Genomic DNA, 23464 nt, shown 5'->3' with positions numbered 1-23464 from the left:
GGAAGACCGGACGGTGCCGGTGCGATCAGGGGAGAGTGACATGAAGTACGGGGTCTACGCGGGGGGCCGGGCCGGTCTCGTGTGCTCGCGGGAGCTGGATCCGCGCCAGGTCGGCAAGCTGGTCGACGAGCTCGGCGCGGGCCGGCCGTTCGTGGTCCGGGAATATGTGCATTTCCTCGGTGCCGACCCCGACCCGGCCGTGGTGATGTCGCTCGGCGTGGCGGGGGAGCTGCAGCGGCTGCCCATGCCCGACGACTGGTACGTCAGTGGCGGCCGCGAGCTCGACCTGGTGGTCAGCTATCTGCCGGCGGAGGCGGATCTGGCGGGCTGGCTCGCCTTTCTCGACCGGGTGGTGGAGCGGTACGCCGGGATCACGCGATACCTGCAGGTCACGCTCGAGGGGAACGTCCCGATCCCGTACCTCGACGGCAGCTCGCCGGGAGTCGTGGAGGCCCTGACCGAGGGGATCCCCCATGCCCGCCGCGCGCTGGACGCCGCCGGGCACGCGCCGGTCCGGGTCGGGTTCTCGGTGGCGGAGCCGGCCGAGTGGCTCGGCGGGGACGACGCGTTCTGGGAAAGGCTGGCCGAGGCCGACCTGTCGGCGGTCGACTACGTGGGGCTGGGCCTCTATCCCGACGCGTTCGGAACGCCGGTGCCGGTCGAGATGCTGCGCGCGATGACCGAGCACGCGCTGCGGCACCTGCGCGAGCACAGCCTGGCAACGGCGGGGATCCCGGCCGGCGTGCCGATCCATGTCTGCGAGACCGGCTCACCCAGCCTGCCCGGCCGGGACCAGGTGGCTTCGCTCGCGACGATGCTGTCCGTCGTGCGGGAACAGGCGGCCGCGTTGAACGTCACGGTCTACGAACTCTTCGGCCTCCGCGACGCGGACACCGCGAGCGGGGAGGCGCTGGGTGCGTTCGGTCTGGTCACTGACGAGTACGCCCGGAAGCCGTCGTTCGAGTTCTACCGGCGGGCCGTTCGGGACGCGTGAGGACTGCGACCCACCCGGACGCGGGTGGGGTCAGGGGAGGTCAGGAGGCGGGGACCGGCTGCTGGACGACCGCGGCGGGTTCCGGCACGGCCGGCTGCGGGTGCGCCGGGCGCTCGCGGATCGACCACAGGACGCTCAGGGTCGCGGTCCAGACCAGGGCGGAGCCGAGCATGTGGGCGGCGACCAGGGCCACCGGCAGGTGGGTGAAGTACTGGACGAAGCCGATCAGGCCCTGCGCCATCTCGACGACGAACAGGGTGCGGGCGGCTCGGGCCGGGGTGCGGGCGCCGACGGCGCGCAAGGCGAACCACAGGGCGATCGTCAAGCCGATGAGCAGGAACACGGCGTCGGCGTGGGCCTGCGAGATGGACGCGGGGTCGAGGCCGTTGCGTTTGGCGCCGTTGTCGCCGGAGTGCGGGCCGCTGCCGGTGACGACCACGCCGAGGACGATGACGGCCGCACTGGCGAGGACGGTCAGGGCGGTCAAGTGGCGCAGCGGGGGCGCCACCAGGGGGATGGGGGTGCCATCCCCCTCGTACGTCGATCGCCACAGGAAGTAGGCGGCGACTATCAGGGCCATCGAGAGCAGGAAGTGCAGGCCGACCACCCACGGGTTGAGGTGGGTGAGCACGGTGATGCCACCGACCACGCCCTGACCGGGGATGCCGAGCAGGACCGCCGCGCTCAGCCGGACCTGGCGGCGCCGGCGGGGTCGGTCGAGCAGGGCGACGACGAGGCAGGCGAGCGCGATCGCGCCGAGCACGAAGGTCAGCAGCCGGTTGCCGAATTCGATGACGCCGTGCACGCCCATCGCGCTCGTGGTCGTGTAGGAGCCGTCGGTGCAGCGGGGCCAGGTGGGGCAGCCGAGGCCGGAGTCGGTGAGCCGGACCGCCGCACCGGTGACGATCAGCCCGACGTTGGCGATCAGGGAGGCCAGGGCGATCGGGCGCAGCGCGGGAACCTTCACCTTTGGCATCGTACGCAGCGGCGCGGGGGCGGCCCGCGGGACCCACGGGTGAATCACGGCGGTGTCCTGGATCACCGGGGGGCCGGTTTGCAGGGCCCGGCGGAAATACGTAACGTTGGCGTAGTGAAAAACGAGGTGCTGATCCGGGGCGGTGAGATGCTGACCCAACGCGGTGCGGTGGCGGCAGCCAGCGCGTCCGACGGTCGCACCCGGGACCGGGTCGCCCAATTGTTGCTCGAGCGCGGGGCGGCCACGGCGGCGGAGCTCGGCGGCGAGCTGGGCCTGAGCCCGGCGGCGATCCGCAAGCACCTGGACGCGATGCTCGGCGAGCACCTCGTGGAGACCCGTGAGGTGCGCCACAAGGGCCCGCGCGGGCGGGGTCGGCCGGCCAAGGCGTTCGTGCTCACGGCGGCCGCCCGGGAGTCGTTCCCGCACTTCTACGACGGCATCGCCATGGCGGCGCTGCGCTGGATCGCCCAGCGGCACGGGCCGGGTGCGGTCAGTGAGTTCGCCGCGTCGCAGGTGTCCGCTCTCGAGGAGCGGTGCCGGGCGGCGATCCGGGAGGCCGGCGACGACCCGATCGCCCGGGCGGAGGCGCTCGCCGAGGTGCTGACGGCGGAGGGTTACGCTGCCAATGCTTCCACGATCGCGTCCGGCGGGCAGCTGTGCCAGCACCACTGCCCGGTGGCCCACGTGGCCGCGGAGTTCCCCCAGCTGTGCGACGCCGAGACCGCGGTCATCTCGCGGCTCATCGGCACCCACGTGCAGCGTCTCGCCACCATCGCGCACGGCGACGAGGTGTGCACCACGCACATCCCCGGTCCGCTGCACCGAATCGAAGCTTCACAAGATCGAAACCACGGTTAGGACAGAATATGACCGACCAGATCGTCACTCAGGAAGAGCACCTCGCCGCCCTGGGCAAGTACGAGTACGGCTGGGCCGACGCCGACACCGCCGGGGCGATCGCCCAGCGCGGCCTGTCCGAGGCCGTGGTGCGCAACATCTCCGCGTTGAAGAGCGAACCGCAGTGGATGCTCGACCTGCGGCTCAAGGGCCTGCGCCTGTTCGACCGCAAGCCGATGCCGTCGTGGGGTGCCGACCTCACCGGGATCGACTTCCAGAACATCAAGTACTTCGTGCGCTCGACCGAGAAGCAGGCGGCCTCCTGGGACGACCTGCCGGCCGACATCAAGAACACGTACGACAAGCTGGGCATCCCCGAGGCGGAGAAGCAGCGCCTCGTCTCCGGCGTCGCGGCTCAGTACGAGTCCGAGGTCGTCTACCACAAGATCCGTGAGGACCTCGAGGAGCAGGGCGTCCTCTTCCTCGACACCGACACGGCCCTCAAGGAGCACCCGGAGATCTTCCAGGAGTACTTCGGCACCGTGATCCCGGTCGGCGACAACAAGTTCGCCGCGCTCAACACCAGCGTGTGGTCGGGCGGCTCGTTCATCTACGTGCCCAAGAACGTGAAGGTCGACATCCCGCTGCAGGCCTACTTCCGGATCAACACGGAGAACATGGGCCAGTTCGAGCGGACCCTGATCATCGTGGACGAGGGTGCGTACGTGCACTACGTCGAGGGCTGCACCGCGCCGATCTACTCGTCGGACTCGCTGCACTCGGCGGTCGTCGAGATCATCGTGAAGAAGAACGCCCGCTGCCGGTACACGACCATCCAGAACTGGTCGAACAACGTCTACAACCTGGTCACCAAGCGCGCCGTCTGCGAAGAGGGCGCGACCATGGAGTGGATCGACGGCAACATCGGCTCCAAGGTGACGATGAAGTACCCGGCCGTCTACATGACCGGCCCGCACGCCAAGGGCGAGGTCCTGAGTGTGGCGATGGCCGGTGAGGGCCAGCACCAGGACGCCGGCGCCAAGATGGTGCACGCCGCTCCGCACACGTCGTCGACGATCGTGTCCAAGTCGATCGCGCGCGGCGGCGGCCGTACCTCGTACCGGGGTCTCGTCCAGGTCCTGGAGGGTTCTTCGCACTCGAAGAGCACGGTCAAGTGCGACGCGCTTCTGGTCGACACCATCTCCCGGTCCGACACCTACCCTTACGTCGACATTCGCGAGGATGACGTGTCGATGGGGCACGAGGCGACCGTTTCCAAGGTCTCCGAGGACCAGCTCTTCTACCTGATGAGCCGCGGTCTCACCGAGGACGAGGCGATGGCGATGATCGTGCGTGGCTTCATCGAGCCGATCGCCAAGGAACTGCCGATGGAGTACGCCCTGGAACTGAACCGCCTTATCGAGCTGCAGATGGAAGGGGCCGTGGGCTAGCGCCCATCGCGCCGCGCGTCCCATGGTCAGGCCGGAAATACGAAGGAAGAGATGACTACCGAGGCAATTGCTCCTCCGCCCAGCACCAAGTCGCAGGTGCTGCGCTCCTTCGACGTCGCCGACTTCCCGGCCGTGAACGGCCTGGAGGAGGAGTGGCGCTTCACCCCGCTCAAGCGGCTGGGCGACCTGGTGTCGGCCACGAAGCTGACCGGGGTGGCGCCGGCTGTCGAGCACGGTGAACTGCCGGCCGGCGTCACGGTGTCGCACGTGGCCGCGTCCGATGTGGACGGCGCCGGGCCGGTGCTCGTTCCGTTCGACCGGATCAGCGCGCTCGCCTACGGCTCGGCCGACGGCGTCACGCTCGTCGAGGTGGCGCCGGAGACCGAGCTCGCCGAGGCGGTCGTGATCCGCGTGGTGGGTAAGGGCGGCGACGCCGCCGCGGCCCGGACCGTGGTCAAGGTCGGCGCGTTCGCCAAGGTGACCGTCATTCTGGAGCAGACCGGTACGGCGTCGCTCGCCGACAACATCGAGGTCGTCACCGCCGACAGCGCGCAACTGACGTTCGTCACCCTGGCCGAGTGGGACGCCGGCGCGGTGCAGGCCCAGCACATCAAGCTGCAGGTCGGCAAGGACTCCCGGGTGCAGCACGTGCAGGTCGCCCTCGGCGGAGACCTGGTCCGCCAGTTCACCTCGGTGGAATACACCGGCCGGGGCGGCGACGCCGAGCTGTGGGGCCTCTACTTCGCCGACGCCGGTCAGCACTTCGAGCACCGCCAGCTGGTCGACCACAGCGTCCCCGACTGCCGCAGCTACGTCGGTTACCGCGGGGCGCTGCAGGGCGCGTCGGCGAAGTCCGTCTGGGTCGGGGACGTGCTGATCCGGGCGACGGCGACCGGCACCGACACGTACGAGATCAACCGGAACCTGATCCTCACCGACGGCGCCATCGCTCACTCCGTACCCAATCTGGAGATCGAGACCGGCGAGGTCGCCGGCGCCGGGCACGCGAGCGCGACCGGCCGCTTCGACGACGAGCAGTTGTTCTATCTGATGGCCCGCGGCATCCCCGAAGGGGAGGCCCGCAAGCTGGTCGTCCGGGGCTTCTTCGCCGAGCTGGTCAACAAGATCCCGGTCGAGGAGCTGCGCGAGCGGCTGGGCGACGCGATCGAGGCCCGGCTGGCGGAGTACGCGTCGTGAGCTTCACGCTCGTCGGCCCGGTGTCCGACGTCGCCAAGGGCACCGCGATCCAGGTGGAGCTCGACGACGTCGAGATCGCGGTGGTCCATGCCGACGACGGCAACTTCTATGCCGTACGCGATGAGTGCAGTCACGCCGCGGTGGCCCTGAGCGAGGGCGAGGTGGACGGGTGCACGCTCGAGTGCTGGCTGCACGGGTCCCGTTTCGACCTGCGCACCGGCGTGCCGTCCGGCCTTCCCGCCACCGAGCCGGTGGCGACCTTCCCCGTCGAGATCCGCGACGGCGACATCTACGTTTCGACCGAGCCGAGTAATGGAGTAATGCCGTGAGCACCCTGGAGATCCGCGACCTGCAGGTGTCGGTGAAGCTGCCCGAGGGCGACTTGAAGCCGATCCTGGCCGGGGTCGACCTCACCGTGAAGGCGGGCGAGACCCACGCGATCATGGGGCCGAACGGCTCCGGCAAGTCGACCCTCGCCTATTCCATCGCCGGTCACCCGAAGTACGAGATCACCGGCGGTTCGGTGACCCTGGACGGCCAGGACGTCCTCGCCATGACCGTGGACGAGCGCGCCCGCGCCGGCCTGTTCCTGGCCATGCAGTACCCGGTCGAGGTTCCCGGCGTGTCGGTGGCCAACTTCCTGCGCACCGCCAAGACGGCCATCGACGGCGAGGCGCCGAAGCTGCGCACCTGGGCCGGCGAGCTGCGCGGTGCCATGGAGAAGCTGCAGATGGACCCGGCGTTCGCCCAGCGCAACGTCAACGAGGGCTTCTCCGGCGGGGAGAAGAAGCGGCACGAGATCATGCAGCTCGAACTGCTCAAGCCGAAGGTCGCGATCCTCGACGAGACCGACTCCGGCCTCGACATCGACGCGCTGCGGATCGTCAGCGAGGGTGTCAACCGGGTCCGCGAGACCGGCGAGACCGGCCTGCTGCTGATCACCCACTACACCCGCATCCTGCGCTACATCAAGCCGGACTTCGTGCACGTCTTCGTCGCCGGCAAGATCGTCCAGGAGGGCGGCCCGGAGCTGGCCGAGCAGTTGGAAGCCGAGGGCTACGAGCGTTACGTGGCCGCGCGCGCCTGATAGTCGACTGGGAGAAGAACGATGACGTTCGACGTGGCCCGGGTCCGAGCCGACTTCCCGATCTTCGAGCGGGAGGTCAACGGCCACCCGCTGGTCTATCTGGACAGTGCGAACACCTCGCAGAAACCGCGCCGGGTGCTCGACGCCATGCGCGTGCACCACGAGCGGCACAACGGCAACGTGTCCCGCTCCGTGCACACGCTCGGCACCGAGGCCACGACGGCGTACGAGGAGGCCCGCGCCAAGATCGCGGCCTTCGTGAACGCCGGCACCCCCGACGAGATCGTCTTCACCAAGAACTCGACCGAGGCGCTCAACCTGATCGCCCACTCGGCCGGGCAGATGCTGGCGCTCAAGCCCGGCGACGAGATCGTGATCTCCGAGATGGAGCACCACTCCAACATCGTGCCGTGGCAGCTGCTGTGTGAGCGCACCGGCGCGACGTTGCGCTGGTTCGGCATCACCGACGACGGCCGGCTCGACCTGTCCGACCTGCCGGGTCTGGTCAACGAGCGCACCAGGCTGGTGTCGGTCGTGCACATGTCCAACACCCTCGGCACGATCAACGACGTGTCCGGGATCGTCGCGCGGGCCCGCGAGGTCGGCGCGCTCGTCGCCCTCGACTGCTCGCAGTCGGTTCCGCACCTGCCGGTCGACGTGCGCGGGCTCGGCGTGGACTTCATCGCGTTCACCGGGCACAAGATGCTCGGGCCCACCGGCATCGGGGTGCTCTGGGGCCGCTTCGAGCTGCTCGCGAAGATGCCCCCGTTCCTCGGCGGCGGTTCGATGATCGAGACGGTCACGATGGGCGGCACCACCTACGCCGCCCCGCCGGCCCGGTTCGAGGCCGGCACCCCGCCGATCGCCGAGGCGATCGGACTCGGCGCGGCCGTCGACTACCTCAACGAACTGGGCATGGCCGAGATCCACCAGCATGAGCAGGACATCACCGCGTACGCGCTGAAGACCTTGAGTGATGTGCCGGGCGTGCGTGTCTTCGGCCCGGCGACGCCCGAAGGGCGAGGCGGGACGCTGTCCTTCGCGGTCGACGGGGTGCACCCGCACGACGTGGGGCAGGTCCTGGACGCCCTCGGGGTCGAGGTGCGGGTCGGGCACCACTGCGCCAAACCGACCTGTGCGCGCTTCGGCGTGCCGGCCATGACGCGGGCGTCCTTCTACATCTACACGACGACTGACGAGATCGACGCGCTCGCGCGGGGCCTCGACGAGGTCCGGAAGGTGTTCGGCTGATGATGCTCGACGCGCTGTACCAGGAGATCATCCTGGACCACTACAAGCATCCGCACGGGCGTGGCCTGCGCGACCCCTACGACGGCGAAGCCCACCACGTGAACCCGACGTGCGGCGACGAGATCACCGTGCGGGTTCCGGCCGACTTCTCCGACATCTCCTACGACGGACTCGGGTGCTCGATCAGTCAGGCCTCCGCGTCCGTCATGCATGAACTGCTCGTCGGCAAGACCGCCGGCGAGATCGCGGTCGTCCACGAGGCGTTCGTCGCGCTGATGCAGGGACGCGGCCAGGTCGAACCGGACGAGGACGTCCTGCAGGACGCGATCGCGTTCGCCGGCGTGGCCAAGTTCCCGGCTCGCGTGAAATGCGCGCTGCTGCCGTGGATGGCTTTGAAGGACGCAGCGGCACGTGCCGGCGTCGACGTGAGCGCCGAGCAGGTCCCGGAAGGCACAGGAGGGGCACGATGACCGACACCGTGAAAGCCGACGGATTCTCCACCGAGGAACCCGCGTGGAAGTCCGACCTGGCGGTCGACGCCGCGGTGGAGGCCGAACGCCAGGCCGCCGTCGACGCCGGCGTCATCGCCCCTGAGCCCGGCCCGGTGGCCACCGGCCCGGAGGCGCTGCCCACCCCGACCGCCACCAGGCCGAAGCCGAGCGCCGACGACATCGAGGAAGCGATGAAGGACGTCGTCGACCCCGAACTCGGTATCAACGTGGTCGACCTGGGCCTCGTCTACGGCACCCACGTCGACGACGACAACGTGGTCACCCTCGACATGACCCTGACGTCCGCGGCCTGCCCCCTCACCGACGTCATCGAGGAGCAGACCCGAGCCGCCCTGACCACCGGCCCGGGCGGCGGCCTGGTCGACGACTTCCGCATCAACTGGGTGTGGCTCCCCCCGTGGGGCCCCGACAAAATCACCGACGACGGGCGAGAGCAGCTGCGAGCCCTCGGCTTCAACGTCTGATCTGCGTGCGTCACGCCGGGGGTGGTCCGCCACTCCCGGCGTTTCTCATTCCCAGCGCCAGCGTTGCGCACTCGGCGGCGCTTGCGCGATGACCTCACGAAGCATCTGAGCGACCGTACGCAGGAACGCGAGCGCCCCGGCATCCGACTCGTCGTCGAGACCCCAGTTCGCGTCCCAGGCGACGAGGCGCGCCACGGCATTCGGCTCGCTCGGCGGATCGGCGATGACCGCCTCGAGGGCGCGCAGCGCCTCCTGGTGGACGCGGATGTTCGTCTGCGCCAGTCTCTCCAGACCGGCGCGGGCTTCCGGAAGGGTTTCCGCGTCGTTGAAATGGGCACCCAAGAAGCGACTCGCTGTCTCCATGGGCGGCCGGGCCAACCGTTCCTCGACGGCCCGGCGCAGCGGTTCGGGAAGACGCGAGAGGTCCATAGGGTCACCCTAATCCGGTGGGGAACGCCGTCACGATGAACGGTTGCGGGGGATCGGTTCCAAGATCGAGTTGGATGACGATCCGCACCGTGCTGGTGACCGAATACTGCGCTTGTCTGGGGCCGGCACCGAACATCCCCGCATTGACGAAGCCTTCGCCGATCGCGTGGCCGGCGTCGAACACATCTTCGTGCTCGCCGTTGACAGCCAGGTTGCTGCGAATCCGCTCCCAGTTGTTCTGAACGTAGTCGTTCACGGTCCGGTGCAGAGTCGTGTGGTCGTTCCACTTGAAAGATCCGCTGGCCCATTTGTCCCAGCCGTAGTCCTTGTAGATGCGGCCCTCGATCGTCTTCCGGCCGGGATCTCGCCGCAGCGGAATGTCCGGACCGTGCCGTTCCAGCGTGTGAGCCCCGGTATAGGCCGCATCGTTGGCAGTGAACTTGATTGTCGGCGGCTCTTCGCCCGTCCTGGCGTGTATCGCCTCCCAAAGGCTGAGCTCGGCGTCCTCGGGACTCAGCGGTGGCGCAGCGGCGGCGGCTCGAGCCCCCGTTCCTCGGTCACCGCCGAGGTGTCCCTGCTGGATCCGGGCCAGCGTCACCTCTTGCAGCGCGGCGACGCTGTCGGGGCCGCCTCCGTCGCCTGACGAACGAGGGTGTGCCGGGCTGCCACCGTCTTCGGGAGGCTCGCCGTCGCTGTGGTGGGGCCTCGATCGCGGCATCACCCGTCCGTCCCGACGGCGCCTCGGAGTGACCACTGTAGATACCGAGGGCAACTGTCATACCCCGGTGGTAGAACCAGGGCATGACTGACACTGTGCCGTTCGAGCAGCTACTGGGGCAGATCGAGGACCGGTCGGAGGTGCTTCGGGAGGCCGCGGCCGCGGCGCCCGACTTCGGTGTGCGGGTGCCGGGGTGTCCTGACTGGACGCTTCAGGACCTTGTCGCGCACATCAGCGGGGTGCAGCGGTTCTGGGCGGTCACCACCAGGCTCGCCGATCCGTCGGCGCCGCCCGGGGAGGAGCAGCGGGGTGGTTTCGAGCCGCAGGGAGACCTGCTGGAGTGGTTCGGGGAGTCGACCCGTCTGCTGATCGACGCGCTTCGGGTGGCCGGGCCTGATTCGCCGGCCTGGGCCTGGTGGGGTGCGTCCGGGGCGCCGATGACGGCCGGGGCCATCGCGCGGCATCAGGTGCAGGAGGCGGCTGTGCACGCCTACGACGCGCAGGAGTCGGTCGGCAAGCCGCAGCCGCTGCCGGCCGCGATCGCCGTCGACGGGGTGGCCGAGTTCATCGAGGTCGGCCTCGGGGCCAGTGGGCCGTGGCCCAACCGGCCGGCGCGGATCACCTTCGCCGCCACCGAGGGGCCGTCCTGGATTCTCGACCTGTCGCCGTCGGGGGCCCGGCTCGACCCGCCCGCCAGCGGGGAGCCGCTGGCCACCGTGCACAGCTCGGCCAGTGAGCTGGTCCTGGCCCTCTACGGGCGCATCCCGTTCGACGACCTGCGCGTCGACGGTGACCGGGCGGTGCTGGCCGAGCTGCTCGAGTGGCAACCGTCAGAGTGAGGGCAGGTGGTCGACGAAGTTGTAGCGGACCAGCTCGAGGTGGCCGGCGCGCTCCAGGAACTGGGAGATCGAGGCGTTGCGGACGGTGCCTTCGGCCCTCTCCATCTCGATGACCTCGTCCCACCGCAGGTTCTGGATGACGGCCCGCATCATCAGCACGACGGCGTCGTGGGCGACCACGACCACGCGTTCGCCGGCGTGCTTGCGGTTGAGGTCGAGCAGGAACGCGGCGAGGCGGGCCTCGACGTCGGCGAACGACTCGCCGCCGGGCGGGGCGTAACGGTATTCGCCGGCCTCGGCGCGCCGGTCCGCCTCGCCGGGGAAACGCTGCGCCACCGCCGCCCGGGTGAGCATCTCGAGCTCGCCCAGGAGGCGGTCGACGAGGCGGTCGTCGGTGACCGGCTTCGGCAGGTCCAGGCCGGCGGTCTCGGCGGCGATCCGCCAGGTCTCGCGGGCGCGCAGGTAGGGGGAGGTGATCACGATCTGCGGGAGTTGCTCCGGCGCGAGTGCCGCCAGCCAGGAGCCGACCGCGGCGGCCTGCGCCTCGCCGATGTCGGTGAGCGGCACCTCGGCGTCCCGCCCGCTCACCTCGGCCTCGAGGAGCCCCCGCTCGTCCGCTGCCGGAAATGCCACATTAGCCAGGCTCTGCCCGTGTCGTACCAGAATCAGCTCGCCAACCACGCTCATGTCCCGGACCTTATCCAGGCCGGGGTGCCCACCGCAGCGATGCGAGCCACCACGGGGGCTGACGGGAGTGGGGTCGCGCCGCAACAATCGGTGTCGTGGCGAAGACGATCAGTTATGCCGATGCGGTGCGGATATTGGGTGGCGGCCCGGAGTCGGCGGCCTTCCGGCGGCTCGACACGATCACCGGGGGTGTGCTGGCGGGCGCGGCCATCGCCGTACCTCAGTTGCTGGGTCTGCTTGATCTCCGGGCCGAACTGGCCCGGGTCTCCGGCGAGCTGGCCGCCAAGGCCGCGCGCGCCATGGTCGGCTCGGGGCGGCGGGACCGCACCGAGCGACTGGCGGCCGCGCACACGATCGTCGTGGTGGCGGCCTACTTCGACGCGATCTCCGACGTCGACCTCGACTGGGCCCGGCTCACCGGCGAGGATCAGCTGCGGCTCGCCGGCCACGACGTCACCGGCGCGCGCGACCTCACGACGGCGGCGCTGCGGGCCGGGGTCGCGCTGCCCGAGCCGCACATCCCGCACGAGCGGTACCTCGCCGAGCTGGACACCTTCTACGCGAGCCTCTCGGCGAGCCTGTTCCGCTTCCTCAGCGGCCTCGCCCCGTTCGACGACCTCAGCGACGGCGAGCGCAACGTCCTGCACGGCGAGATCACCGCCGGCGGGCGGCGGGCGCGCCAGCGGTACGAACAGATGCTGCTCGACCTCTCCGCGGAGTGCCCGGACATGGCACTGTGGATCGACCGCCGCCACCAGCAGCTCGTCGAGCAGCGTCTCGACATGCTGGAACCGTCGCTGCGCGAACTCGAGCGGCTGCTGAGCGGTGTGGCCCGGGCGACCCGGGCCGACGGCGTGCCGGACGCCCTGCGCCGCGCCCACGCGGCCATGCTCCGGCACCGCATCGTCGAGTCGGTCGACCTGCCCGACGGCCTCGACGTGCCGACGCTGGACCGGGCCTACATCCCGCCCGCCTTCCAGGTCGCCGAGCGGTCCGCCACCCGCTCCCCGGCCGACGAGGCGACGTGGCAGGACGTCGAGGTGCGCCACGACATCGACCGTTTCCTGGCCGGCTTCCTGGGCTCCCCGCGAGCACTGCGCGCCCCGTTGCTGGTGCTCGGCCAGCCCGGCGCGGGCAAGTCGGTGCTGACCCGGATCCTCGCCGCCCGCCTGTCCGAGACCCGCTTCCTGCCGATCCGCGTGCCCCTGCGCGACGTCGACAGCTCGGTGCTCCTGCACCAGCAGATCGAGCAGGCGATCATGGCCGCCACCACCGAGGAGGCGGCGTGGGCGCAGCTGGCCCGCTCCACCGAGGCCCTGCCGGTCGTGCTCTTCGACGGCTTCGACGAGTTGTTGCAGGCCACCGGGGTGAGCCAGACCGACTTCCTGCAGAAGGTGGCCGAGTTCCAGCAGCGGGAGCAGGAGCAGGGCCGAGCCGCCGCGGTCATCGTGACGAGCCGGATCAGCGTGGCCGACCGGGCCGCGCTACCACCCGAGACGCTGCTGATGCGGCTCCAGCCGTTCGACGAACCACGGATCCGCAGCTGGGTCGGGATGTGGAACGAGACAAACGCGACCAACCTGGCCGTACGCGGTTGCACCCCGCTCGATCCGGACGCCGTGCTCGCCCATCCCGACCTGGCCGGGCAGCCGTTGCTGCTGCTCATGCTGGCCCTCTACGACAGCGACGCCAACGCCCTGCGCGGCCGTGGCCGGCTGACCACCGGCGAGCTCTACGAGCAACTGCTCCTCGGCTTCGCCCGGCGGGAGGCCGCGAAGGCGGATCCGAAGCTGTCGCCGGCCGCCCTCGAACCGGATGCCGCCCGGGAACTGACCCGGCTGGCGGTGGTGGCTTTCGCCATGCTGAACCGCTCCGCCCAGTGGGTCGGCGAGAGCGCGGTGACCGGCGACCTCGCCGCCACCCTCGGCGAGCCGCCCGGCGAGTCCGAGCTGATCTTCGGCCGTTTCTTCTTCCTCCACCGGGCGCAGGCGATCCGCGGCGGACAGCCGAGGCGGACCTACGAGTTCCTGCACGCGACCTTCGCGGAATACCTGGTCGCCCGCTTCACCTGGCAGCTGCTGGCCGAGGCGGTCGCCCGCGACGCGGTCACCGTCGCGGTCCGGCCGCCGACCGGCAACGACCTGATGACCGACCTGCTGTCCCAGGTGTCCCTGACCAGCCGGGCACCGATCGTCACCTTCCTGACCGAGATGGCGGCCGGGCTCACCGCCGGCGAGCGGCAGCGGTGGACCGACGTGCTGGTCCGGATCTTCCGGCAGGGCGGACGCGACGGTGCCTGGCCGGTCTCGGCCTATCAGCCGGTGCCGGGGCGCAACGTGGCGGCCCGGTTCGCCGCCTACACCGTCAACCTCACCCTGCTCGCGGTCGTCACGTCGGGTGGTCTGCTCTTCAGCGACCTCGTCGCGCCGGCTGAGCCGACCCCGTTCCGGCAGTGGCACGACCACGCGATGCTCTGGCACGCCCAACTCGACGACGAGGGATGGGGCACTCTCGCCGAGACGTTCGTGGTCGAGCGGTGCGACGGCCCGCGCGGCCGGGACGTGCGACTCACCGTCGGTGACGGGACGTCGGCGGTCCCGTTGCCCGATGCGCGCTGGCTGATCGGCGGGCCGCAGTCGTCCGAGAGGTTCTTCGTCGGCGGCCTCGACTGGCCGACCCAGAGCCGGCGGCTGCACTTCGAGGGCGGCGTGAACAACGAGCTCATGCGCCACAACCTCGAGCCGTGGGCCACCACGAAGCTGAGTCTCACCACCCGGATCTTCTGGTCCGAGCCCGAGGGGACGGTCGAGTCGGCCGCCCACGCGTTGTCGACGATCTGGCTCTTGCCCTCGAGCCACCTTGCCGCCGACCGGATGACTGCCGCCTACCGTCGATGCCTGGTCTTCGCCGACCGGTTCGCCGGGGAGAAGTGGCAGCACGAGTACACCGATCAGCTCCTGCTCGCGTTGACGGCACACCACGACGCCCCGATCGAAGCCGCGCACCTGGTCCTCTACGAGACCGCGGCCAGGGCGATCGGGACCGCCGAGGTGTGGCTGCGCACCGCGGCCACCGTCCTCGACCGCGCCGGGCGCGATGATCCGAGCACCCCGAAGATCGCCGAGCTCGTCCTGGAGTTCGTCCGGGCGGCGCCGGTCACCTCCGATCCCCCCGGGCTGCTGGCCGCGGTTGTCCGGGCGGTCGCCCTGCTTCAACGGCCGCGCCGCGGGCCGGACGTGGTCGGCAAGCTGAACCGCACGCGCAGCCAGGCGTCGCCGGACGAGATCCGGGGCGAGTTGGAGTCCTTCCGGGTGTTGCTGGCCGGGCTGCGGACCGGGACCGACCGATGGCGGGCCGATCTGCACACGGCGTTCGACGAGTTCAGTTGGCTGGCGGCGGGCTCGGAGCAGCTGCGCTCGGCGCTGGTGGCGTTGGCGGCGATGCCGGACACCGTCTCCGCCGTGGAGGCCGCGCTGACGCACGTGGACGAGCGCGTCGACGACTGGCTGAACGACAACCCGTAAATCGCTGGCGCCGGCCGGTGGCGGACCCGATGATGGCGGCGTGACCATGCTGCTGAAGCCCACCGGAGTCTCTGTCGCGGCGGCCGGACGGGCCGGGCGGCAGCAGACTCGCGTCGTCGAAGGGATCGTCGCCCAGCAGCTGTCGTGAGCGCGCCGTTCCTGGCCGGCGTGATCGCCGGCTACGGGGTCGCCGTGCCGGTGGGGGCCATCGGTGTCCTGATCGCGGGACTGTCCGCGCGCACCGGCCTGCGGGTGGGTGCGGCGGCGGGGTTGGGCGCGGCCACCGCCGACGGCATCTACGCGGGCATCGCGGTGCTCGGCGGCGCCGCGGCGGCCTCCCTGATCGCCCCGGTCGCCACGCCGCTCCGGTGGCTGGCGGCGATGGTTCTGCTGGTCATGGCCGCCCGGACAGCCCGCGGTGCGTTCCGGGCGCCGGGGGACGGCCGCGCGGCGAAGCCGGCCACGGCGGCCCGGGCCTATTCCGGTCTGCTGGCCCTGACCCTGCTGAACCCGGCCACGGTGATCTATTTCGCCGCGCTCGTGCTGGGTGGCGCGGGGACGGGCGGCGGTGCCTGGTTCGTGGCCGGCGCCTTCCTGTCGTCGGCGAGCTGGCAGCTGCTGCTGGCCGGCGGCGGCACCCTGATCGGCCGGGTGCTGACCGGTGAACGCGGCCGCCTGAGCACGGCGCTGGTCTCCAGCGCGGTGCTCACCCTCCTCGCGATCAGGCTGCTGACAAGTGCTTAGTCGCCTCCCGCACGGACAGACCCGACAACCGGTCGCGGTGCGCATCGACGAAGGCGAGCACCGCGCCGGGGTCGGTCCGCGCGTACTGCCGCAGGGCCCAGCCGATCGCCTTGCGTACGAAGAAGTCGGGGTGCTCGGCCTGGGCGGCGCAATAGCCGAACAGGCGGGCCGTGTCGGTCGCCGGGCCGTAGTGGAGCTGGTGCAGGATCGCGGTGCGCACCAGCCACTTGTCGTCGTCGGCCGACCACGCGTCCAGCACGCCGGCGAGCAGCGGGTGCAGCCGGACCAGGTCGCCGACCACCCGGGTGGCGAGCGGGTCGACCGTGTCCCACCAGGGCTTCGTGGTGATCAGCTCGCGGGCCACCGGCAGGAAGCCGGAGCCGGCCCGCTTGACATGTTTTCGCAGGTAGCTGACGGCCACATAGTGGAATTCGCGCTCCGGGCGCGCCCAGCACGCCAGGGCGAACTCGCGCAGATCGGCCGGAGTCGGCTCGGGCAGGCGGCCGAACGCCGAGCGCTCGACCGCGCGCAGGGCCGGCGCGGCCAGGCCGGCGAACTCGAACTGGTCGCGCATGTAGGCCGCCATCGCCGCGGCGCGCTGCGGGTCACGCTCGGCGGCGAGGTCGTTGTCGAGCCGCGCCAGCAGCGTCGAAGCCAGGTCCGTCACGCCCCCGATCCTGCCACCGTAGTGTGACAAGAATGAGTGAGCGGGCGGCCGCGGGCGGCGGGAAATGGGTGGATGTCGCGCCCGAGCGGCTGCCCCGGTGGCTCGAGAACTTCGCGACCCGGCACGGGCCGTACACCGAAGAGGGTCTGACCTTGATCGCCGCCGACGGCGCGTCGGCGGCCTGGCAGCCGCCGCCGGGTGCCGGGCCGGCCGCGACGATGACCGAGCTGATCCGCCTGGCTCAGGCACCGCGGCGCCTCGGTCTGCTTCTGGCGCGCAAGGGCGCGGTGGCCGCCGGTATCGCGGACGGCCCGGAGCTGGTGGTGTCCAAGGTGGACACGCACTATGTGCAGGGTCGCACGGCGGCGGGCGGGTGGTCGCAGCAGCGCTTCGCGCGCCGCCGCGACAATCAGGCCAAGGCGGCGGCGGCCGACGGCGCCGGCATCGTCGGGCGCATTCTGCTTCCTGGTGTACGCGACCTGACCGCGCTCGTCACCGGCGGGGACCGGACGGCCGTCGAGGCGGTGCTCGCGCCGCCCCCGCTGCGGCCGCTCGCCGAGATCCGGGCCGAGCGGTTCCTGGACGTGCCGGAGCCCCGGCACGCGGTTCTGCTGTCCGCGATCGCCGGGGCCCGGGCGGTGTCCGTGCTGGTGCGTGAGCCTTAGTCGCCCTGGACGACGGCCCCGTTCGCGAACGTGTCGCAGGCCTTCACCGGGTCACCGGAGTCGAAGCCGGCCTTGAACCACTTCTGCCGGTCGGCGGACGTGCCGTGGGTGAACTCGGCCGGGTTGACCGAGCCGCCGCTCTGCTTCTGCAGGGTGTCGTCACCGATCTGCTTCGCGGTGTCGAGCCCCTCCTGGATGTCCTTGTCGGAGATGCTCTTGAAGATCGGCTGGCCGTTCTTCGACTTGGTCTCGGTGGCGTGGTGCGCCCAGACCCCCGCGTAGCAGTCGGCCTGCAGCTCCAGCTTGACCGACAGCAGGTTCTGGTCGGCGTCGGAGGCGCCCTGCTGGGCCTTGCGCATCTTCGCCTCGGTGCCGACCAGGTCCTGGATGTGGTGGCCGTACTCGTGAGCCAGCACGTACGGCTGGGCGAACTCACCCGGCGCGCCCAGCTGCTTGGCGAGCAGCTGGTAGAAGGTGAGGTCGATGTAGACCCGGTCGTCGGCGGGGCAGTAGAACGGGCCGACACCCGAGTCGGCGGCGCCGCAGCCGGTGCTCACCCGGTTGGAGAAGAGCACCGTCTTGGCCGGCTGGTACTGCTTGCCGAAGTACTGCGGCTCGGCCTCGGTCCAGAACGCCTGGATCGAGTTGACGAACAGCACGTTGCGGCAGTCGAGCTTGGTGCGCGCCGAGGCCTTGTCGGCGCAGTCCTGCTGGATGTTGCTGTTGTCGCCGGACTTGCTGCTGCCGCTGTCACCGCCGAGCTGATTGAGACCGAAGTAACCGCCGGCCAGAGCCAGCACGACGGTGATGATGATGCCGACGAGACCGCCGCCGCCGATCGGGATGGGCAGGCCGCCGAAGCCGCCTCCGCCACCACCCGATCCGCGCTGGTCGTCGACCTGACTGGTGTCGATGTCAGCGTTCTCGTTGAGTTCCATCTCATCCTCACTGACGCGGGGTTGACGCCGGGATACCCGATGATCTTGATAACTAATCGATTGGGAGGCCACATGGGCCGCCCGGTAGTATGGCGTAGTGCTGCTCTGCGAAGGCTGACCCTGCTCCAGGGCGGTCCGACCCGCGCTCACCACGGCCCGGGCCGACGCCTGGGCTGACCACTGAGGTGGCGGCGCCTCCTTTGCCCGGAGCCGGCCTTTTCTCTCGGAAGCGAGCAATCAGATGATCACCGCCACCGGACTCGAGCTGCGTGCCGGCTCCCGGATCCTGCTGTCCCCGGTCACCCTGCGGGTGCAGCCCGGCGACCGGATCGGCCTGGTCGGCCGCAACGGCGCGGGCAAGACGACGACCCTGAAGGTGCTGGCCGGCGAAGGCACCCCGCACGCGGGGACCGTCGAGCGCACCAGTGAGATCGGTTACCTTCCGCAGGACCCGCGCACCGGCGACCTCAACGTGACCGGCCGGGACCGGGTGCTGTCCGCCCGCGGGCTCGACGCCATCCTCGCCGAGATGCAGAAGCTCGAGATCGAGCTGGAGGAGAGCGCCGAGGAGAAACTGATCCAGCGGTACGGTCAGCTCGAGGACCGGTTCTCCGCCCTGGGCGGTTACGGGGCCGAGGCCGAGGCCGCGCGGATCTGCGCGAACCTGGGCCTGCCCGACCGCGCCCTGGCCCAGACGATCGGCACCCTCTCCGGCGGTCAGCGCCGCCGGATCGAGCTGGCCCGCATCCTGTTCGCCAACTCCGGGCAGAACGGCAAGGGCATCCTGCTGCTCGACGAACCGACGAACCACCTCGACCAGGACTCCATCGCCTGGCTGCGCGGCTACATGGCCCAGCACAAGGGTGGCCTCATCGTGATCAGCCACGACGTCGAGCTGCTCGACGCGGCGGTCAACAAGGTCTGGTATCTCGACGCCAACCGCTCGGTCGTCGACATGTACAACATGGGCTGGAAGACCTACCTCGAGGCCCGCGAGACCGACGAGCGCCGCCGCCGCCGCGAGCGGGCGAACGCCGAGAAGAAGGCCGGCGCGTTGATGGCGCAGGCCGACAAGATGCGGGCCAAGGCCACCAAGACGGTCGCCGCGCAGAACATGGCCCGCCGCGCCGAGAAGCTGCTGGGCGGCCTCGAGGAGGTCCGGACCTCGGACAAGGTGGCGAAGGTCCGGTTCCCCAGCCCGGCCCCGTGCGGCAAGACGCCGCTCACCGCGAGCGAGCTGTCGAAGTCGTACGGCTCGCTGGAGATCTTCACCGACGTCAGCGTGGCGGTCGACCGCGGCTCCCGGGTCGCCATCCTCGGCCTGAACGGCGCCGGCAAGACCACCCTGCTGCGCATGCTCGGCGGCCTGCTCAAGCCGGACACCGGTGAGGTACGCGCGGGGCACGGCCTGCGGCTCGGCTACTACGCCCAGGAACACGAGACGCTCGACGTCGACCGGACGATCCTGGAGCACATGCGCAGCGCCGGATCCGAGCAGACCGACACCGAACTGCGTAAGATCCTCGGCGCGTTCCTCTTTTCGGGTGACGACGTCGACAAGCCCGCCGGAGTGCTCTCCGGTGGCGAGAAGACCCGCCTGGCCCTCGCCACTCTGGTCTGCTCGGGCGCCAACGTGCTGCTGCTGGACGAGCCGACGAACAACCTCGACCCGATCAGCCGCGAGCAGGTGCTCGACGCCATCGCCAACTACCCGGGCGCGATCGTGCTGGTCACCCACGATGCGGGCGCCGTGCAGGCGCTCAAGCCGGACCGCGCGATCCTGCTGCCGGACGGCGACGAGGACGCCTGGAGCGACGATCTGCTGGAGCTCGTCGAGCTGGCCTGAGCCCGGTTGCCGTGGATCGTCAGTTGTCAACTGGTGCCCACACAGACAGTGCGACGTTCGGGCGTTTGCGGTCAGGCCGGGCATCGCTCCGGCCGCCGCCAAGTTGGCACAACCGCGGCGACGCCGGTGCGTGTTCGTCGCATCGACGGTGCGTCATATCCCTCCACGGTGCGCCCTCGATCAAGAGTTTCCGCAGGTGATCGATGGTCTTGGGCGGCCAAGACCCACTACCTACCGAGCGGTCGGAATTGCACTCTGCCTAACGTCAGTTAACTGCCCGACATTGATGCCGATGGTCAGGGTCAAGTTCCTGACAGTGATAAATGGGCACGTTGGCTAAGCCAGGATGCCTAGCGCATGATCGTTGGAGGCGGTCTAATAGGTGGGACCGTATCGAACCGCACAGTCTGGGACGTGAGGATTCAACATGGCAGCCACGGGCACAGCCACCAGCACCGAGAAGGGTCGCCGAATCGTCGGCTCCGAGCGACAGTCACTAGCGAAGGATCTGGTCAAGCGTTACACCTCCGGCGAGAGCATTCGCGCACTCGCGGCTTCGACCGGCCGTTCCTACGGATTCGTTCACCGGGTTCTCACGGAGTCGGGCGTCCAGCTGCGCCAGCGCGGCGGCGCTCGTCGCCGCAAGAAGGCGTGACGACGCACAACGCCGAGCCTGGCAGCGTCGGTCCCGCCGACGAGGTGGGAGTTCGCTACGACCTGGACGGGCCGGTCGCAACGGTGACGTTGTGCCGGCCCGAGGTTCTCAATGCGCAGACGCCGGCGATGTGGGCAGAACTCTCGAACATTTCCCGGAAATTACCGGGAGACGTGCGAGTAGTCATTGTCCGAGGCGAGGGACGTGCGTTTTCCGCGGGCCTCGATCTGTCGGCCGCGCGCGGCGGCGGCGATTCTTCTCTAGCCACACTCGCACAGTTGTCGCCGTCGGAGTGCGCGGATCGCATTGCCGGCTTCCAGTCCGCGTTCACCTGGTTGCGTAACCCCTCGATCGTGACGATCGCGGCGGTGAACGGACATGCGATCGGTGCCGGATTCCAGCTCGCACTGAACTGCGACATGCGAATCCTGGCCGACGACGCGAAGTTCTCCATGGCCGAGGTGACCCTGGGCCTCGTACCCGATCTCGGCGGCACCAAGCGGCTCACCGAGCTGGTCGGGCCGTCCCGGGCGCTGGAGATCTGCCTGACCGGCCGGCGCATCCCCGCCGACGAGGCCGACCGGATCGGCCTGGCCACCGCGGTGGTTCCCGCCGGGGAGCTGTCCGGCGCGGTAGCCGACCTGGCCGCCGCGGTCGTCTCGGCCGACGCGGGCGCGACGGCCGAGATCAAGGCACTGCTCGCGGGCGCACCCCTGCGGTCGTACGCGGAGCAGGACCGGGCCGAGCGGGAGGCGCAGACGCGGCGCCTGAGCGAGTTGCTGGGTGCCGGCGAGTAAGGATCGGACCGGAATACATTCCTTACCCCCCGGGTTTCTTGTCGTACCCGCGGTGCAGACTCTGACTGCCCGCCGACGACGACCCGGGAGGTGACGGGATGAGCATGTCGAGTTGGAACATGCTGCGCTCGATTCAGAACTCGGACCGGGTCAGCCAGCACCGCCTGACCCGGGGCACCACACGCCGCATCGTGCGCTTCGCCGGCCCCTACCGGCGCGACATCGTGGTCTTCCTGATCACCGTCGTGTTCGACGCGGCGATCGGGGTCGCCACCCCACTGCTCGCCGGCCACGTCGTCAACGCCATCACCGGCGGCGGCGACGGCGCCGCGTCCCTGATCGTCAAGCTCGCGCTGGCGATCGCCGGGCTGGCCGTCGTCGACGCGTTCCTGTCCCTGGCCCAGCGGTGGTACTCGGCTCGCATCGGCGAGGGGATCATCCTCGACCTGCGCACCAAGGTCTACGACCACGTCCAGCGCATGCCGCTGCAGTTCTTCACCCGCACCCAGACCGGCGCCCTGGTCAGCCGGCTCAACAACGACGTGATGGGCGCCCAGCGGGCCTTCACCTCGACGCTGTCCGGCGTGGTCAGCAACGTCATCCAGCTGGTGCTCACCGCGGCCGTCATGTTCAGCCTGTCCTGGCAGATCACCACGCTGTCGCTGCTGCTGCTCCCGATGTTCATCATCCCGGCCCGGCGGGTCGGCAAGAAGCTCGCCGAGATCACCCGCGAGTCCTACAACCTCGACGCCAAGATGAACGCGACCATGACCGAGCGGTTCAACGTCTCCGGTGCGCTGCTGGTCAAGCTGTTCGGCCGGCCCGACACCGAGGCCGCGCGGTTCGGCGAGCGCGCCGCCCGGGTCCGCGACATCGGCGTGCAGCAGGCGATGTTCTCGCGCACCTTCTTCGTGGCCATGCTGCTCGTCGCGTCCCTGGCCCAGGCCCTGACCTACGGTCTGGGCGGCTGGCTGGCCGTCACCGGCAGCGTCACGGCCGGCACGGTGGTGACCCTGGCCCTGCTGCTGACCCGGCTCTACGGCCCGCTCACGGCGCTCAGCAACGTGCGGGTCGACGTGATGAGCGCGCTCGTCTCGTTCGACCGGGTGTTCGAGGTGCTCGACCTGCGGCCCGCCATCGAGGAGAAGCCCGGCGCGGTCGACATCCCGCCCGGCTCGGGCCGGGTCGAGTTCCGCGACGTGCACTTCCGTTACCCGAGCGCGGCCGAGGTGTCGCTCGCGAGCCTGGAGGACGTGGCGACGCTCGACCGCACCGAGAGCGCCCCGGTGCTCAAGGGCCTCGACTTCGTCGTCGAGCCCGGTCAGCTGGTCGCCCTGGTCGGGCCGTCCGGAGCGGGCAAGTCCACGACGTCGATGCTGGTCTCGCGGGTCTACGACGTCACGGAGGGAGCGGTGCTGGTCGGCGGGGTCGACGTGCGCGACGCCACCCTCGGCTCGCTGCGCGACACCATCGGCGTGGTCACGCAGGACTCGCACCTGTTCCACGAGACCATCGCGGAGAACATGCGCTACGCCAAGCCGGACGCCACCGACGACGACATGTGGGCGGCCCTGCGCGGTGCCCAGGTCGCCGACCTGGTGGCGAGCCTGCCCGACGGCCTCGACACGGTGGTGGGGGAGCGCGGCTACCGCTTCTCCGGCGGCGAGAAACAGCGCATCGCGATCGCCCGGCTGCTGCTCAAGCACCCGTCGATCGTGATCCTCGACGAGGCCACCGCCCACCTCGACAGCGAGAGCGAGGCGGCCGTGCAGCGGGCCCTCAGCACGGCTCTCGAGGGCCGCACGGCGCTGGTCATCGCCCACCGGCTCTCCACCGTCCGCGATGCCGACCTGATCCTGGTGCTCGACGACGGCCGCGTCGTGGAACGCGGCCGCCACGCCGAACTCGTCGCCACCGGCGGCCTCTACGCCGAGCTCTACCGCACCCAGTTCGCCGTCGCCTCCACACCGCCGGCCGCAGACGTCGAAGTCGTGCCGATCCCCACCACCCGCGAGGTAACCCCCTAACCGGAGCCGAACCGCCGTCGGGGTGACGCCAAGCTGCGTCGCCGGCGTCAGGCTGGGCCGCGCCGCCGGACGCTACCGCTGACGAGGGCCGGCTTGGTGGGGCTGGCCGCTGGCGTGGGCCAAGTCCCGGCCGGGCGCGATCAGGTCGAGCAATGAGCC

22 protein-coding genes and 1 pseudogene are annotated in these 23464 nt (G+C 70.3%); 17 read left to right on the top strand and 6 right to left on the bottom strand.

Annotated features, from left to right (window positions below):
• Positions 1 to 40 precede the first annotated feature (40 nt).
• Positions 41 to 994 carry a glycoside hydrolase 5 family protein gene (locus tag Afe05nite_RS36640; RefSeq protein ID WP_203821901.1) on the top strand — a complete coding sequence of 318 codons (954 nt, stop codon included), beginning with the start codon at positions 41 to 43 and terminating at the stop codon, positions 992 to 994.
• Positions 995 to 1034: 40 nt separating this feature from the next.
• On the opposite strand, the gene Afe05nite_RS36635 is transcribed toward Afe05nite_RS36640, so the two are convergent.
• Entirely contained in the window at positions 1035 to 1970 is a 936-nt protein-coding gene (locus tag Afe05nite_RS36635) for a COX15/CtaA family protein (protein ID WP_203821900.1), read from the bottom strand.
• A 147-nt stretch (positions 1971 to 2117) separates the two neighbouring features.
• On the opposite strand from Afe05nite_RS36635, the pseudogene Afe05nite_RS36630 reads away from it, so the two are divergent.
• The 8 genes and pseudogenes from Afe05nite_RS36630 to Afe05nite_RS36595 all read left to right on the top strand — a co-directional run.
• Positions 2118 to 2835: pseudogene (locus Afe05nite_RS36630) on the top strand (helix-turn-helix transcriptional regulator); the annotation flags it as partial.
• Position 2836: 1 nt separating this feature from the next.
• Positions 2837 to 4258 carry a Fe-S cluster assembly protein SufB gene (gene sufB, locus Afe05nite_RS36625; RefSeq protein ID WP_203821899.1) on the top strand — a complete coding sequence of 474 codons (1422 nt, stop codon included), beginning with the start codon at positions 2837 to 2839 and terminating at the stop codon, positions 4256 to 4258.
• 51 nt (positions 4259 to 4309) lie between these two features.
• Positions 4310 to 5455 (top strand): Fe-S cluster assembly protein SufD, encoded by a 1146-nt coding sequence (sufD, locus tag Afe05nite_RS36620; protein ID WP_203821898.1) that lies wholly within the window; start codon positions 4310 to 4312, stop codon positions 5453 to 5455.
• On the top strand, positions 5452 to 5784 hold the full coding sequence (locus Afe05nite_RS36615; protein WP_203821897.1) for a non-heme iron oxygenase ferredoxin subunit: 333 nt from the start codon (positions 5452 to 5454) through the stop codon (positions 5782 to 5784). Before sufD ends, Afe05nite_RS36615 begins: the two co-directional genes overlap by 4 nt.
• Positions 5781 to 6542 carry a Fe-S cluster assembly ATPase SufC gene (gene sufC / locus Afe05nite_RS36610; RefSeq protein ID WP_203821896.1) on the top strand — a complete coding sequence of 254 codons (762 nt, stop codon included), beginning with the start codon at positions 5781 to 5783 and terminating at the stop codon, positions 6540 to 6542. Before Afe05nite_RS36615 ends, sufC begins: the two co-directional genes overlap by 4 nt.
• 21 nt (positions 6543 to 6563) lie before the next feature.
• Complete coding sequence (locus Afe05nite_RS36605) at positions 6564 to 7793, top strand: cysteine desulfurase (protein WP_203821895.1); 1230 nt, start codon at positions 6564 to 6566, stop codon at positions 7791 to 7793.
• A complete protein-coding gene (gene sufU / locus Afe05nite_RS36600; RefSeq protein WP_203821894.1) occupies positions 7793 to 8263 on the top strand; it encodes a Fe-S cluster assembly sulfur transfer protein SufU in 471 nt (156 codons plus the stop codon). The genes Afe05nite_RS36605 and sufU overlap by 1 nt, the downstream gene beginning before the upstream one ends.
• Positions 8260 to 8769: a metal-sulfur cluster assembly factor gene (locus Afe05nite_RS36595; RefSeq protein ID WP_239118467.1), complete on the top strand. Its 510-nt coding sequence runs from the start codon at positions 8260 to 8262 to the stop codon at positions 8767 to 8769. Before sufU ends, Afe05nite_RS36595 begins: the two co-directional genes overlap by 4 nt.
• Positions 8770 to 8814: 45 nt before the next feature.
• Here the strand turns inward: Afe05nite_RS36595 and Afe05nite_RS36590 are convergent, their stop codons facing one another.
• Both Afe05nite_RS36590 and Afe05nite_RS36585 read right to left on the bottom strand, forming a co-directional pair.
• Positions 8815 to 9198: a hypothetical protein gene (locus Afe05nite_RS36590; protein ID WP_239118466.1), complete on the bottom strand. Its 384-nt coding sequence runs from the start codon at positions 9196 to 9198 to the stop codon at positions 8815 to 8817.
• 4 nt (positions 9199 to 9202) lie between these two features.
• A complete protein-coding gene (locus tag Afe05nite_RS36585) occupies positions 9203 to 9796 on the bottom strand; it encodes a hypothetical protein (protein ID WP_203821893.1) in 594 nt (197 codons plus the stop codon).
• A gap of 203 nt (positions 9797 to 9999) precedes the next feature.
• Between Afe05nite_RS36585 and Afe05nite_RS36580 the strand changes: the two genes are divergently transcribed.
• Positions 10000 to 10755, top strand: a complete 756-nt coding sequence (locus tag Afe05nite_RS36580; RefSeq protein WP_203821892.1) for a maleylpyruvate isomerase family mycothiol-dependent enzyme — start codon at positions 10000 to 10002, stop codon at positions 10753 to 10755.
• Here Afe05nite_RS36580 and Afe05nite_RS36575 read toward each other — a convergent pair.
• Positions 10747 to 11442, bottom strand: a complete 696-nt coding sequence (locus Afe05nite_RS36575) for a histidine phosphatase family protein (RefSeq protein WP_203821891.1) — start codon at positions 11440 to 11442, stop codon at positions 10747 to 10749. The two genes, Afe05nite_RS36580 and Afe05nite_RS36575, sit on opposite strands and share 9 nt — an antisense overlap.
• 95 nt (positions 11443 to 11537) lie before the next feature.
• Between Afe05nite_RS36575 and Afe05nite_RS36570 the strand changes: the two genes are divergently transcribed.
• Positions 11538 to 14966: an NACHT domain-containing protein gene (locus Afe05nite_RS36570; RefSeq protein WP_203821890.1), complete on the top strand. Its 3429-nt coding sequence runs from the start codon at positions 11538 to 11540 to the stop codon at positions 14964 to 14966.
• Between the two features lie 144 nt (positions 14967 to 15110).
• A complete protein-coding gene (locus Afe05nite_RS36565; RefSeq protein ID WP_203821889.1) occupies positions 15111 to 15710 on the top strand; it encodes a LysE family transporter in 600 nt (199 codons plus the stop codon).
• Here Afe05nite_RS36565 and Afe05nite_RS36560 read toward each other — a convergent pair.
• Positions 15688 to 16377 carry a DNA alkylation repair protein gene (locus Afe05nite_RS36560; protein WP_203821888.1) on the bottom strand — a complete coding sequence of 230 codons (690 nt, stop codon included), beginning with the start codon at positions 16375 to 16377 and terminating at the stop codon, positions 15688 to 15690. The two genes, Afe05nite_RS36565 and Afe05nite_RS36560, sit on opposite strands and share 23 nt — an antisense overlap.
• A gap of 32 nt (positions 16378 to 16409) precedes the next feature.
• Here Afe05nite_RS36560 and Afe05nite_RS36555 point away from each other — a divergent pair, with 32 nt between their 5' ends.
• Positions 16410 to 17042 (top strand): acVLRF1 family peptidyl-tRNA hydrolase, encoded by a 633-nt coding sequence (locus Afe05nite_RS36555; protein WP_203821887.1) that lies wholly within the window; start codon positions 16410 to 16412, stop codon positions 17040 to 17042.
• On the opposite strand, the gene ypfJ is transcribed toward Afe05nite_RS36555, so the two are convergent.
• On the bottom strand, positions 17039 to 17980 hold the full coding sequence (ypfJ, locus tag Afe05nite_RS36550; RefSeq protein WP_203821886.1) for a KPN_02809 family neutral zinc metallopeptidase: 942 nt from the start codon (positions 17978 to 17980) through the stop codon (positions 17039 to 17041). The two genes, Afe05nite_RS36555 and ypfJ, sit on opposite strands and share 4 nt — an antisense overlap.
• Positions 17981 to 18221: 241 nt before the next feature.
• Between ypfJ and Afe05nite_RS36545 the strand changes: the two genes are divergently transcribed.
• The 4 genes from Afe05nite_RS36545 (at position 18222) to Afe05nite_RS36530 (ending at position 23305) form a co-directional block, all read left to right on the top strand.
• On the top strand, positions 18222 to 19826 hold the full coding sequence (locus Afe05nite_RS36545; RefSeq protein ID WP_203821885.1) for an ABC-F family ATP-binding cassette domain-containing protein: 1605 nt from the start codon (positions 18222 to 18224) through the stop codon (positions 19824 to 19826).
• A 427-nt stretch (positions 19827 to 20253) separates the two neighbouring features.
• On the top strand, positions 20254 to 20481 hold the full coding sequence (locus Afe05nite_RS36540; protein WP_014441759.1) for a helix-turn-helix domain-containing protein: 228 nt from the start codon (positions 20254 to 20256) through the stop codon (positions 20479 to 20481).
• Positions 20478 to 21278, top strand: coding sequence for an enoyl-CoA hydratase/isomerase family protein (locus tag Afe05nite_RS36535; protein WP_203821884.1), 801 nt, complete (start codon positions 20478 to 20480; stop codon positions 21276 to 21278). Before Afe05nite_RS36540 ends, Afe05nite_RS36535 begins: the two co-directional genes overlap by 4 nt.
• A gap of 104 nt (positions 21279 to 21382) precedes the next feature.
• The gene (locus Afe05nite_RS36530; RefSeq protein WP_203821913.1) at positions 21383 to 23305 is read left to right on the top strand and encodes an ABC transporter ATP-binding protein; all 1923 of its coding nucleotides are present in this window, start codon (positions 21383 to 21385) and stop codon (positions 23303 to 23305) included.
• The last annotated feature ends 159 nt before the right edge of the window (positions 23306 to 23464 follow it).

The sequence above is a fragment of the Paractinoplanes ferrugineus genome, from assembly GCF_016862195.1.
GTDB classification, from domain to species: Bacteria; Actinomycetota; Actinomycetes; order Mycobacteriales; family Micromonosporaceae; genus Actinoplanes; species Actinoplanes ferrugineus.
The sequence above is the reverse complement of the archived record's forward strand: the minus strand, read 5'-3'. Positions and strand labels throughout refer to the sequence as shown.